Origin of the sequence: Psychrobacter cryohalolentis K5, from assembly GCF_000013905.1 — a bacterium.
Lineage (GTDB): Bacteria > Pseudomonadota > Gammaproteobacteria > Pseudomonadales > Moraxellaceae > Psychrobacter > Psychrobacter cryohalolentis.
The window spans coordinates 682984-696963 of the sequence record NC_007969.1 but is presented as its reverse complement, the minus strand read 5'-3'; the positions used below and the strand labels follow the sequence as shown (position 1 = coordinate 696963).

11 protein-coding genes are annotated in these 13980 nt (G+C 44.7%); all 11 read right to left on the bottom strand.

Annotation, left to right across the window (positions count from 1 at the left end; genetic code table 11):
* Position 1: 1 nt before the first annotated feature.
* Positions 2-1876, bottom strand: coding sequence for an NADH-quinone oxidoreductase subunit L (gene nuoL / locus PCRYO_RS03050; protein ID WP_011512934.1), 1875 nt, complete (start codon positions 1874-1876; stop codon positions 2-4).
* 4 nt (positions 1877-1880) lie between these two features.
* Complete coding sequence (gene nuoK / locus PCRYO_RS03045) at positions 1881-2189, bottom strand: NADH-quinone oxidoreductase subunit NuoK (protein ID WP_041753378.1); 309 nt, start codon at positions 2187-2189, stop codon at positions 1881-1883.
* A 98-nt stretch (positions 2190-2287) separates the two neighbouring features.
* A complete protein-coding gene (nuoJ, locus tag PCRYO_RS03040) occupies positions 2288-3031 on the bottom strand; it encodes an NADH-quinone oxidoreductase subunit J (RefSeq protein ID WP_011512932.1) in 744 nt (247 codons plus the stop codon).
* Positions 3028-3576, bottom strand: a complete 549-nt coding sequence (nuoI, locus tag PCRYO_RS03035) for an NADH-quinone oxidoreductase subunit NuoI (RefSeq protein ID WP_011512931.1) — start codon at positions 3574-3576, stop codon at positions 3028-3030. The genes nuoJ and nuoI overlap by 4 nt, the downstream gene beginning before the upstream one ends.
* Positions 3577-3631: 55 nt before the next feature.
* Positions 3632-4627 carry an NADH-quinone oxidoreductase subunit NuoH gene (gene nuoH / locus PCRYO_RS03030; RefSeq protein ID WP_041753375.1) on the bottom strand — a complete coding sequence of 332 codons (996 nt, stop codon included), beginning with the start codon at positions 4625-4627 and terminating at the stop codon, positions 3632-3634.
* Between the two features lie 49 nt (positions 4628-4676).
* Positions 4677-7796, bottom strand: a complete 3120-nt coding sequence (nuoG, locus tag PCRYO_RS03025; protein WP_011512929.1) for an NADH-quinone oxidoreductase subunit NuoG — start codon at positions 7794-7796, stop codon at positions 4677-4679.
* A 10-nt stretch (positions 7797-7806) separates the two neighbouring features.
* The gene (gene nuoF / locus PCRYO_RS03020; protein ID WP_011512928.1) at positions 7807-9231 is read right to left on the bottom strand and encodes an NADH-quinone oxidoreductase subunit NuoF; all 1425 of its coding nucleotides are present in this window, start codon (positions 9229-9231) and stop codon (positions 7807-7809) included.
* Positions 9228-9737, bottom strand: coding sequence for an NADH-quinone oxidoreductase subunit NuoE (gene nuoE, locus PCRYO_RS03015; protein ID WP_011512927.1), 510 nt, complete (start codon positions 9735-9737; stop codon positions 9228-9230). Before nuoE ends, nuoF begins: the two co-directional genes overlap by 4 nt.
* A 153-nt stretch (positions 9738-9890) precedes the next feature.
* Positions 9891-11666, bottom strand: a complete 1776-nt coding sequence (nuoC, locus tag PCRYO_RS03010) for an NADH-quinone oxidoreductase subunit C/D (protein ID WP_011512926.1) — start codon at positions 11664-11666, stop codon at positions 9891-9893.
* Positions 11667-11796: 130 nt separating this feature from the next.
* Positions 11797-12465 (bottom strand): NuoB/complex I 20 kDa subunit family protein, encoded by a 669-nt coding sequence (locus PCRYO_RS03005; protein ID WP_011512925.1) that lies wholly within the window; start codon positions 12463-12465, stop codon positions 11797-11799.
* A 112-nt stretch (positions 12466-12577) separates the two neighbouring features.
* On the bottom strand, positions 12578-13201 hold the full coding sequence (ndhC, locus tag PCRYO_RS03000; RefSeq protein ID WP_011512924.1) for an NADH-quinone oxidoreductase subunit A: 624 nt from the start codon (positions 13199-13201) through the stop codon (positions 12578-12580).
* Between the last annotated feature and the right edge of the window lie 779 nt (positions 13202-13980).

Sequence of the window (13980 nt, the reverse complement as noted above, 5' to 3'; positions counted from 1 at the left end):
CTTATACCACCGTCATCATTACCAGCACGAGTAATACAGCCATACCCAAGCCAAAGCTTGCAGCATAACCTCGAAGTGACCCTGTTTGCGTCGCAGACAATACCTTATTACCTGCTGATGCCAACTTAGGTAATAGCAGCCACGTTTTATCGATAGGGTCGGCTTTAAATAAGCGGCCGATGAACAAAAAGGGTTTTACAAAAACTATATCGTATAGCGCGTCAAAGCCCATACCGTGATAGCACCAATGATATAGCGCACCGCCGATACGCGTGCGCTTAAAGCTGGTCAGCAGTCGACCTTTATTAACGACATATAATAACACTGCTAATACCAAGCCTGCTGCCATCGCACCCATCGCGATATACTCTGCGGTGTGCTTAGCATGCGCCTGACCAGCCACTTCTAATAAGTGCCCAACACTTTCTGGCAATACGCCTTGCAATGGCGGGGTAATAAATGCACCCACTGCCGTAGATAATACGAGCAACACACTAAGCGGCAGCCAATATGACATACCAGATAGTTTATGGGCATGCGTTTTCTCTTCACCAAAGAAGATAATCCAAATCATACGGAAGGTATAAAGCGCAGTTAAGAAAGCACCGAATACGCCCATATAGAATAAGACCATATGACCGGTTGCATAACTTTCCCAAAGAATAGCTTCTTTAGAGTAAAAACCAACGGTGACCCAAGGTATCGCGGCAAGTGCACCGCCACCGACGATATAGCACCAGAATACTAACGGAATCTTTTTACGTAAGCCGCCCATCTTAAAGATGTTTTGCTCATGATGTACTGAAAGGATGACTGCACCTGATGATAAGAATAACAACGCTTTAAAAAAAGCATGGGTCATCAAATGGAAGATAGCACCTTGCCATGCGCCAACGCCGAGTGCTAAGAACATATAGCCAATTTGGCTCATGGTCGAATAAGCAAGGATACGCTTGATGTCCGTTTGTGCCAACGCACAGAATCCTGCAATAACCAGCGTTAATGCACCCACTGCCCCAACCCAGTACAATAGTACACCAGGTGTTAATATAAATAACGGATGTAAACGCGCAATCAGATAAACACCCGCGGTAACCATGGTCGCTGCGTGAATCAATGCCGATACTGGCGTTGGACCTGCCATCGCATCTGCAAGCCATGTATGTAATGGCAGCTGGGCTGATTTACCCATCGCCCCACCAACCAACATCATGGTAGTTAGAATCATGGTTGGATTATTAATATCAAATACTTCCGGGGCACGGGTAATAATCTCTTGAATATTAAGCGTACCAAATTCGCGGAATAGTAAAAACAAACCAAAGGCTAAGAACACATCACCAACACGGGTAACAGTAAAGGCTTTTATCGCCGCACGACCATTCGCACGGTCATGGTAGTAAAAACCAATCAGCAAGTAAGAACAGATACCGACGCCTTCCCAACCAAGATATAGCAAGAACAAGTTATCCGCCAATACCAGCAATAACATGCTGGCGACAAACAAGTTCATATAGCTAAAGAAGCGCGCAAAGCCTGTTTCACCTTTCATATACCAAGCGGCAAACAGATGAATCAAAAAGCCAATGCCGGTAATAACACACGTCATTGTCAATGCTAAGCCATCAAAGCTTAAGCCAAAATTTGGCGCAAAATCTCCGACTTGGAACCATGTCCAGAGAGGAATCTCTACAACAGTTCCGGCTGGATACGTCGTTAAAAAGGTATAGCTGACGATCAGCGTACATAGCGCTGATAGCAGCATGCTACCGACACCGACAATCGCTGCTACCTGCTCGCTTAACTTGTCGCGCATAAAGGCTAAAATCAAAAAGCCAACGAGCGGGAATATAAAGGTTAATGGTAATAAACTCATGACATCATCCTTTCATCTCATTGGCGCTGTCGACATCAAGATGCCCACGCTGATGATAAAAACGCAATAATATTGCTAAACCAATAGCGGCCTCTGCTGCTGCTAAGGTCAAGATAAAGATAAACATAATCTGTCCATCTGGATCGACCCAACGACTACCTGCTACCACAAATGCTAGTGCCGCCGCATTCATCATTATCTCAAGGCTCATTAGCATAAATAAGAAATTACGCCGTACCATAACACCGCACAGACCAATCGCAAATAAAATACCTGCCAAGATTAGTCCATGGCTCATGGGTATCAGACCCAGTACATTTTGCGCCTCAGCAACCGGCTGCACTAAGCCTGCTACTTCATGGGCAAACGGCACATTGGCAACCTCTTGTACCACGCTTGCTGCTAGTACCATCAGTCTGACTCCTTGCGCGTGACTTTCTTCATACCGTTCTGCGTACCTGCTTTCATGCCGACCTTCATGCCCACATAATCATGCGGGTCGACATCTTTATATTCGTATGGTTTTGCCATCTTTACTACATCGTTATTGGTGTGCATGCTGTCGTTTTCGTACAGCTCAATACTACCGACATTTGGACTGGCTACTAGGCTATCATTACCGATAATCTCATCATCGATAGCTTCTTTACCTAAATGATAAGCTGCAACTAAGGCTGCGAGTAGTAGCAATGCGGCTACTTCTATCAACATAATATATTTGGTAAATAACACCGTACCCACTGCTTTGGCTGAAATCGTAGTACCGCCAATCAGAGCTGCTTCGTTATGATTAAGACCAATCATTGCATACAGCACAACTGCGATAATAATCGTCAAGCCTGTCGGTATCGCCCAAGTGCCGGCATCAAGCCAACGCTCTTCCCGCTCATCATTACGCATGCCTAAATTCAGCATCATAATCACGAAGACGAACAGCACCATAATGGCACCCGCGTAAACGACAATTTCAAGTGCTCCAGCAAACGGCGCACCTATCACAAAAAATATGCCAGCGATTGCCAGCAATGACACAATCATCGATAAAATAGCATGCACTGGATTGGCTTGGGTTACCACGCGCAAACTGGCAAATATTGCTACCGCTGCTAATGAGTAAAACCCTGCCAATTCAGGATTATTTAAAATATTCATCATGGTAGCAAGCTCCTTAGATCAATCGGTGCCGCTTCATTTTGCGCTGCGCCTTTTGGTTTATCTGCTACCGCCATACCCGTCACGCGATAATAGTTATAATCGGGATATTTACCCGGTCCTGAAATCAGCAAATGCTCTTTTTCATAGACCAAGTCTTGACGGACGTATTCGCCCATCTCAAAATCAGGAGTCATCTGAATAGCTGTTGTAGGACAAGCTTCTTCACACAAGCCACAAAAAATACAACGTGAAAAGTTAATACGGAAGAACTCTGGATACCAGCGTCCATCTTCACGTTCCGCTTTTTGCAGGGAGATACAACCAACTGGACATGCCACAGCGCACAAGTTACAAGCAACGCAGCGCTCATCGCCGTCAGGGTCACGCGACAAGATAATACGTCCACGAAAACGTGGCGGCACTGGTACTGGCACCTCAGGATAAAGAATGGTGTCGCGTGGTCTGAGCGCATGACTATTGACCATCCACATGCTGCGGACAATGGTAAATAGTCCAATGACGGTCTTTTTTATCGTAGTAAACATGGGATTATTATCCTTCTCAGCTTTACCCTAGTTCATCAGTGATGGCTAGTGATGATTACAACGTTGGGGAAAAAATCAAAATGACTGCAGCAGTAACCAATAGATTAATCAAGGTTACGGGCAGGCAGACTTTCCAGCCAAAGTTCATCACCTGATCATAGCGCGGACGCATGAGTGAGCCTCGAGCCAAAACAAACATAGTCATAAAGAACAGCGTCTTAATCATGAACCAAAAAGCTGGTGGAATAAATGGAATATCTAAATTAAAAGGTGCAAGCCAACCACCAAAGAACAAACAAGTCATCAAAGCAGAAATTAATACAACATTGACGTATTCGCCAATAAAGAACATACCGAACTTCATGCCGGAATATTCAACGTGATACCCTTCAGCAAGCTCTTGCTCAGCTTCTGGTTGGTCAAATGGATGTCTATGCGTGACCGCAACACCAGCAACGACAAAGGTTAAAAAGCCAAAGAACTGCGGGATGATATACCAACCATCAGCTTGTGCTTCAACAATCGCACGTAAGTTAAATGAGCCAGTCAATGCAACAACACCCATCAACGACAAGCCTAAGAACACTTCATAACTGATGGTTTGCGCGGCTGAACGTAAGCCACCAAGTAATGAGAATTTATTGGCTGATGCCCAACCACCGAACAGTACTGCATAGACTGCAATACCAGCCATGGCAAAAAAGAACAAAATACCAATATCCCAATCAGCAACGCCAAGGGTTGGTGAGATAGGAATAATGGCAAATGAAGCCAGAGCGGTAAACATGGCAACCGCAGGCGCCAAAGTAAACATAAACTTATCGGTAAAATTTGGCGTCCAATCTTCTTTAAAGAAGATTTTGAGCATATCGGCGACTAGCTGTAGTGAACCAAACGGTCCAACACGGTTTGGACCATAACGGTCTTGCCAGAGTGCTAGCATCCGGCGCTCATAGATAATCATCATTGCCGCGACAATGACAACGACTAAAAAGATAACCAACGATTGTACGACCATAAAAAGTATGGACCAAGTATCAAAGGTCATCATACTTGCCAAAAAACTTGGCACATCAGGGATAATACGAGTTACTTGCATATTACACCTCCTGTGTGGTGGTCGGCGCTGTGCTTATTGTTACGGCGCGGTTATTGTTATCTTCAAAGCTGTTTAAAGCACTGCCATTTTCAGAATTGCCACTAGCCATGCTACCCATCATCGTAATAGGTGCATCGACTTTACGTACTGACGCTGGCATCGATGGATGAATAATGCTCACCTGACCGACAGGGTAACCAATACAACCTTCGGCTAAATAGCCAACAAGCTCTACTGGCAGCGTGATTTGCTGTTTATCAATCTCAATCGCCAAATAATCACCAGCCACGATATTCCAGTCTTTTGCGTCATCAATTCCTATACGCCATGAGGCGACAGGTAATTGCTCAGCTACCACTGGGCTACGCGATGCCATCATTGAGCTGGCATAAATGTTATAAATAGGCACCAGTTTTGCCTGCCCTTGCTGCATATCCGTCGTAGCTACTGAGCTAACTTCTGGCGCAACATATTGGCGCGTAGCTAAACGCTCTAACTGATCGAACAAACGCACACCCGGATCACCATTTCTAAGACTACCACCCACTTTATCTTGGTATTTGTTCCAAGCTTGCGGTGAGTTCCAACCGGCAGATTGCGCAAAAGGAATCATCGCGCTTGGGGTTTGCTTACCGCTATAGCCTTCCATTGAAAAGGTTAAACCGGTATCCAAATCTTTTGGCTGCATTGGTTCATGTACAGAGACAGGCGCGCGCATAGAAGTACGACCTGAGTAACGACGTGGCTGACGGGCAATTTTTAGACCCGTCATACGGTAATCAGCATCGGGTGCAGCTTCTTTGATACCGGCAAGCTTAGGATGGGTCGCTATCAAAGCATTGATGACATCGTCAAGCTGCGTCCAGTCGACATCACGACCTTCTAAGCTGCTGTGCACAGCATGCAACCAGCGCCAACCTTCTTTGATACTACTAAGCGGATGGTAATAGTCATTATCATAAACTTGGAAGAAGCGCTGCGCACGACCTTCGGCAGAAATAAGCGTGCCATCTGCTTCAGCAAAGGTGGCTGCTGGCAATACAATATCGACGTCTTTGTGCCAATCAAGCAATTGATGATCTAACGCAATGACGGTTTTATCAGTCAATAGCTGTGTTAATTTATTCGCATCAATAGCATCAGTCAACTGATTTTCAGCGACTATCACCACATCAAAATCAGTTGCCAGCAATTCTTCAACTGAATGACCACCGAGTAAGCAAACACCGATACTATTAGCATCTGTCACTGCTAAATAGATACCCGCTTGGGCATGATACTTTTTATTGACTTCTTTTAGCTCAAGTTTAGTTGCTGGCTGACGCTCGACATCGTCTTGTGCTTCAGTATTAACGCCCGTTTCAGGCTTATTTGGCTTGGCAGATAGATCTTTATCTTCTGTTTGCTGCACCGTTGTTGCTTGTGCCTGCGCTTCAGCTGCTGCAACTTTGGCATTATGTGTCTCAACTTCATACTGCTCAGTTGCTTTGATTGCTGCACGCTTTTGGCTTAATGCTTGCGTGATTTGCGCAGCTGCTTCTATCAAGGCAATAGACGATAAGCTGCTACCAGAGACAACCAATGGCTTGTCCGCTTGGATCAAGTCATAAGCGATTTGCTGTGCCAGCGCTTGCATAGGATCAACATTGATATTGGCATTAGCCTCTTTTTCAGCTTTTTGCGGATCGACTATTTTTGCTAAATTATCGTCAAATTTAGCAATTTCATCCGCAACTTTAAAACCAAGTTTAGTGATGTCTTCAGGTGTCGCTACGACGCTAACCTTACTGATATCTTCAAGTTTGGTTTGAGTCACATCGATGACATATACTGGGCTTTGCGCACCTTGAGCAATACGTTTGACTGGCTCAGCCAACCATGACTGTGTTTTGGTAGCAGCCGCCATTTTTATGGCTTCATTTTTCGCCGCTTGACGGATAGAAAGTGCCACACGTGATGACGTTTGAGTGATATCTTCACCCAAAATCAGTACCGCATCATGGCTTTCAATATCGGTCATACCTGGATTATAAATACCCTCGGTACTCAAGACTTCAATACATTTATTGACCAGTGCTTGCTGCTGATGATTAAGACCCGTTGAAAAATTATCAAAACCAACGAGGTTTTTTAGCGCAAAGTTGGTCTCAAGGCTGGCACGTGGTGAGCCGATACCAATGACTTTTTTGTCTTTAATACGCTTAATAGTTTCATCAAGAGCATAGTCAATATTGATTTTGACATGTTTATCATTGATACGTTCAAGCGCTTGGGTTGGACGATCTTCACGATTGACATAGCCATAACCAAAACGACCACGGTCACATAAGAAATAACGATTTACCTCGCCATTATAGCGATTTTCGATACGGCGCAATTCACCGTAGCGCTCACCGGCAGAGATATTACAACCCGCTGAGCAGCCATGACAGATGCTTGGTGCATACTGCATATCCCACTTACGGTTATAACGATCCGAATGCGTCTTATCGGTAAATACACCTGTTGGACAGACTTCCGTTAGGTTACCTGAAAACTCACTTTCAAACTGACCGTCTTTATCACGACCAAAATAAACACGCTCGTTTGAGCCATAAACGCCCAAATCTTCGCCGCCCGCATAGTCTTTATAAAAACGGACGCAGCGATAGCAAGCGATACAACGATTCATCTCATGCGCGATAAACGGACCAAGCTCTTGATTGTGATGGGTGCGTTTGGTAAAGCGGTAGCGACGACGATGATGACCTGACATATAGGTCATATCCTGCAAATGACAATGTCCACCCTCTTCACAGGTTGGGCAGTCATGCGGATGGTTAATCATCAACAGCTCAACCATCGACTTACGGAACGCCTTCGCTTCATCATCAGTCACTGAGATGTACATATCATCGCCTGGGGCGACCATACAGGACATCACAAGGCGACCGCGACCTGCTTCCATGTCTTCTTTGGTCATATATTGCTTAACCGCGCACTGACGGCAAGAGCCTACTGAACCAAGGGCTGGGTGATAACAAAAATACGGCACATCAATGCCGAGGGACAAGCATGCTTGTAGCAAGTTGTCCGCGCTATCTACTTCGACAGTGGTTCCATCAATATGTATGACTGCCATGCCGCTCTCCTTATTTCACATCTAGCTGTTGATTGGCTGCAGCCTCAATGACATCTTCACCAACCGCCTGTGCAATCTTTTGATCAAACTCAGGACGGAAATATTTAATTGCACTCATCAGTGGTTCCATCGCACCGGGGGCATGCGCGCAAAAGGTTTTACCGATCCATAAGTCACGGGTTAAACCTTCTAGCTTTTCAACATCGCCAATCTGCCCTTCGCCATCATTGATAGCGGTAAGGATTTTGACGCCCCACGGCAAACCATCACGGCATGGCGTACACCAACCACACGATTCGCGCTGAAAGAAAATCTCAAGATTACGTACCAATGGCACCATATCTTGTTCTTCGTCAACGACCATAAGCAGACCCGTACCCATACGGCTACCCGCTTTTTGGATAGTGTCAAAATCAACGACAGTATCTAAGTGTTCAGCGGTTAAAAAATCCGTTGATGCGCCGCCTGGTAACCAAGCCTTAAGTGTGCGACCTTCCTGCATACCACCGGCGAAATCTTCGATGATTTCGCGCGCCGTATAACCAAAAGGTAATTCCCAAAGACCGGGATCATTGACCAAACCAGAACAGCCAAATAGCTTCGTACCGGGGGTTTCGACTACACCTTTGGCTTTTGGCAGGTCTTGATACCACTTGCTACCATGTAGGATAATCGCTGAAACGTTATGTAAAGTTTCAACGTTATTAACCACGGTTGGTCGACCCCATGCACCAGCTACTTGTGGAAATGGTGGTTTGGTACGCGGATTGGCACGGCGACCTTCTAAGCAGTTAATCAATGCCGTTTCTTCACCGCAAATATAACGACCAGCACCCGTATGCACATGTAAATCAAAACTAAAATCTGAGCCTAAAATATTATCGCCGACTAGATTATTGGCTTTTAATTCTTCGATCGCTGCCGTTAAACGCTCCGCAGCTAAGATATATTCACCACGGATAAAGATATAACCGGCTGTTGCACCAATCGCATAGGCAGAAATAAGCATGCCTTCAATAAGCTGAAGCGGCAAACGCTCCATGAGCAAACGGTCTTTAAACGTACCCGGCTCCATCTCATCAGCATTACAGACTAGATAGCGTGGACCGCCATCTGGCGGTGCCATTAGCGACCATTTAATACCTGCTGGAAAACCTGCACCGCCGCGACCTTTTACCACCGCTTCTTTAATAGTATTTAACGTATCATCTGGCGATTGGTTTAACGCTATCTTTAACGCTTCAAAACCACGTAATGATTCATAAGTAGCCAAATCAAGCACGGCATCATGATGCGCTAAGCGCCAGGTCAGTGGTTTGGTTTCACTGGTAGCAGTCGCTCTATCGCCATAGATAGGAATGCGCTGTTCATTAAGTTGGCTTGGCGCTTTGCCTTGATTACGAAGAGCAATCTGCTCTGAAACAGTTAATCTCATGCGTATAGCTCCAACAATTGGGCGACTTCTTCAGGCTGGACAGGACCATAGGTATCTTCATCAATCAATACCGCAGGACCTTTGTCACAGTTACCTAAACAGCAAATCGGCAATAGCGTAAAACGACCATCAGCAGTGGTTTGACCATAGTTGATGCCCAGCTGCGACTTTAATTCAGCTGCCAGTGCTTCATAGCCTGTTAAATAACAAGCCACCGAATCACAAACAAGGATGACATGACGACCAACTGGCTGACGATAGATACGGTTAAAGAAGGTTGCCACCCCATCCATATCGGTCATAGGTACATTTAAAATATTAGCAATCGCATTCACTTGCGCATCATCAACCCAGCCGTTACGCTTTTGCACGATTTTTAGCGAATCTAAAGACGCTGCTCGTGGATGCGGATAATGATGCATAAACTCATGAATAGCCGCAATTTCTTCTGCAGTTAAGATACTTGCCACATCTACTTTTGGCATTTTATCGGAAACAATTTTCATAATCTTTTTCTTTCCTCACTCAGCCCACTGTTAAGGTTGCGCTCACGGCGCAATGACAGCGTTTTGGTGTGCCAGTTTGGCGATAATATGTTAATGAACGCGTCGTGCTTTTAATATATAAACGATAATGATAAACGTATAACCACAGACGCTCTAACGGTCACAATCCGCCATCACAATATCAATCGATGCCAAATACATAATGGCATCGGATACCAATGAGCCATTAATAACTGATGGCATCTGCTGCAAATGCGCGAATGTCGGCGTACGAATACGGGTACGATAGCTCATCGTCGCTTTATCCGAGGTGATGTAATAGCTGTTTAGACCTTTAGTCGCTTCTACAATCGTTGTGCACTCACCCGCTGGCATCACAGGACCCCAAGAAACAGAGATAAAGTGATTAATCAAGGTTTCAATATCGTTCAACGTACGGTCTTTTGGCGGCGGTACTGCCAATGGATGATCCGCCTTATAAGGACCTTGTGGCATATTATCCATACATTGACGGATAATACGTAGCGACTGGCGCATCTCTTCGACTTTCACCATACAGCGATCATAAGCATCGCCGTTATAGCCGACTGGTACTTCGAAATCGTAATTCTCGTATCCCATGTACGGACGCGCTTTACGCAAATCAAAATCCAAACCTGTTGCACGCAAACCTGCGCCAGTAACGCCCCACGCCAATGCTTGCTTGGTATTATATTGGGCAACGCCTTGAGTACGACCTTTAAGCACACTGTTTTGCAATGCTGCTTTAACATACTCATCCAAGCGTTTTGGCATCCAATCTAAGAACTCACGTACCAAACGCTGCCAGCCACGCGGTAAATCGTGCGCTGTACCGCCGATACGGAACCATGCCGGGTGCATACGATAACCGGTTACAGCTTCGATAACGTCATAAGCTTTTTGGCGATCAGTAAACATATAGAATACCGGCGTCATACCACCGGCATCTTGGATAAAGGTACCGACGAACAGCAAGTTATTGGTAATACGGAAAAACTCACTCATCATCACGCGGATGGTTTCAGCACGCGGCGGAATAGTAATACCGGCAAGCTTTTCAACCGACATGATGTACGGTAGCTCATTCATTACGCCGCCAAGATAATCAATACGGTCGGTATAAGGAATAAATGAGTGCCATGTTTGACGCTCAGCCATTTTTTCGGCGCCGCGATGGTGATAGCCAATATCAGGGATACAATCGACGACTTCTTCACCATCAAGCTGTAGTACCAAACGGAAAGCACCATGAGCGGATGGATGGTTAGGACCGATGTTCAAGAACATAAAGTCTTCATCGCGACCCGAGCGTTTCATACCCCACTCTTCTGGGACAAAGCGCAGGTTTTCTTGCTCATATTGTTGTTTGGCGGTATTCAAGAAATACGGAGTAAACTCAGTTGCCCGCGCATGATATTCTTTGCGCAGTGGATGACCTTCCCAGTATTTTGGCAATAAAATACGCGTTAAATGCGGATGACCAGTAAAGACAATACCAAACATGTCCCACACTTCGCGCTCATACCAGTTGGCATTGGGCCAAATCTGTGTCGCACTTGGGACGTTTAAATCTTCTTCACTGAGCGCCACTTTGATACGCACATCACTATTACGCTCAAGCGACATCAAGTGATAAAACACCGTAAAATCACTGTCAGGTAAACCTTGGCGATGCTGACGTAAACGCTCATCTATCGCTGACAAGTCAAATAACATGACATAAGGTTTTGGCAATTTTCGTAAGAATAAGAGAACGTCTAATAAATCAGCGCGTGCCACCCAAACCGTTGGAATGTCGTCAACCGTGTGCTGCACAACGAACTTACCAGCATATTTTTCTTCCAGCTCTTTGATAACCGCTGGGACAGGCTTGATCTTAGGATCTGTGTTTTCGACTACCGTGACCATGAATGATGTCTTCCTTCATTAATCATAACTGAACCATGACAACCATAATAAAAGATGATAATCATAACCAAACTATGATGAGCGTACGCGCACTTCTAACAATTATTAATAACTACGCCAAAATGCTTAACTAAATGCTATCTGGGCTACGTAAGTTTTTCACAGCGATACGATCTGCTTGCTTACGGTCACGCTCAGGCGTCATCTGCGGCTGATAGACACCCTGATCATTGACATGGATACCCAGCGGACGACGTTCTTTAGTAATAGATTCTTGTAACAACATCAAGCCTTGAATCAATGCTTCTGGACGTGGCGGACAACCGGGCACATAGACATCGACAGGGATAATTTTATCCACGCCTTGCACGACCGAATAGATGTCATACATACCGCCCGAGTTGGCACAAGCACCCATCGAGATGACCCATTTTGGCTCAAGCATTTGCTCGTATAGACGTTGAATAACAGGTGCCATTTTAACAAAGCAAGTACCAGCAACAATCATCACATCTGCCTGACGTGGCGAGGCGCGAATAACTTCGGCACCAAAGCGTGACAAATCGTGAACCGCCGTTAAAGTAGTCGCATATTCGACATAACAGCATGAGGTACCAAAGTTAAATGGCCATAATGAGTGCTTGCGCCCCCAGTTTGCTGTTGAATGCACAAGATCTTCTAGACGACCCATAAAGACGTTTTTATTGACTTCATCTTCCATTGGATCGTTGACAGTTTGGCTTGTCTGAGCAGGATAGACATCTGCATCAGGGTTGGCTTTTGTTAATGTGTATTTCATAACATACAACCTTTATGTTAAACAAAGTGCGGCAATGATTTGCCCTCACTACTGCCTTAACTTCATTATTAAATAATTTTGTTATTCACTAATTAACACGCACTGTTATTCATTAACGCGTCATTTTATCTGTTTGTGCAGACGTCGCAAAGTCCACAGAAGTGACATTACCCGTGGTATTAATATGATCAATGTTTTGTAAGTGACGACGATTGGTCTCAATATTGTTTGAGACGTTAATCTGACCGGAGGACTGCGCAGGTATCTTGCCCGTAGGATCGACCATAAGTTCATCAACACCATCGAACTTGGTGATATCAGCTAAACTAAAGCCTGCGGGTGCAGCATATAGGCGCGCTTTTTTGCGTAGCTTATCAGCCGGTGCCCAGTTCATCGCACCCAGACTCAACTCGTATACCAAGCCAATGATCAAGATGGTGATAAATATGGCGGCCGCAGCAAAACCAAGCCAGCCAGCTTCACGAACTGAGACTGCATAAGCATATAAGTAGAGGGCTTCTAGATCAAAAATAACAAAGAAGATCGCCACCAAATAGAATTTGGCAGACAAACGAATACGGGCGTTGCCAGATCCGACAACACCCGCTTCAAATATCTCTTCTTTTTGTGAGCCATGTGAGCGACCGCCAAGTAGACGCGGGACAACCAACATAAACACAACTAGCCCAATGGCGGCTAAAATAAAAGCAATGGCTGACAAATTAAAAGCAGACATGATAATACGTGCTCCTCACCCAATCGAGTGTTACACGCTGCGCAAGCATCGACCTACATATTAAGGTCGTCAAGCGACAGGCATAACGCAGACGAAAACACAAAGTAACTGTCACTGTTTTAAGTAACTGTCATTGAGTCACATGTTAGGTTCTGTACTGGTAACAACCAATTATCAAGCTTATTGACGACGATGTCAGATCTGACCAACTGTAGAGTGTCCGCTCTATATGCGGATAAAGGCTGGTCGCCCAACGCATCTTCTAACAACGTAAGATCAACGTATTAAATCAATGTCATATTCGATAGTTTATTTAATTGATTTAATAGCTCATTACACGTGGTCAACAATGACGTGACAACTGGCATAAATTATTTACGTACTATACGCATATCGGCAATCAAAAGCTAGTTTTTAACTGCATTGAGCGGTCACTTTATCGGCAAAAAAAATAGGTTTTTTTATCCGCAAACTATGCTATAGATTATTCATCATCCTTCCCTAAAAACCTTCTAAAAGTTTAAGGAATGTATTATTAATTGACTGCTAACTAAGATGAAAAATCTATATAAAACGCGCAGTTAGTCACAGCTTGTAATTATTTCACTTTCACTTCCGTAATGGATAATACTTAAGTCTACCTCCTTATTTCTATTCACGGGAAATGACCTTGTATTGGCCAAATTTTCGACGGTTTTCATTGAAACAAAATGTTTCTCTATGTCATTTCCCAAGACGTACCTTATATATACCTCATAATCTTATATATTCCATGCTAC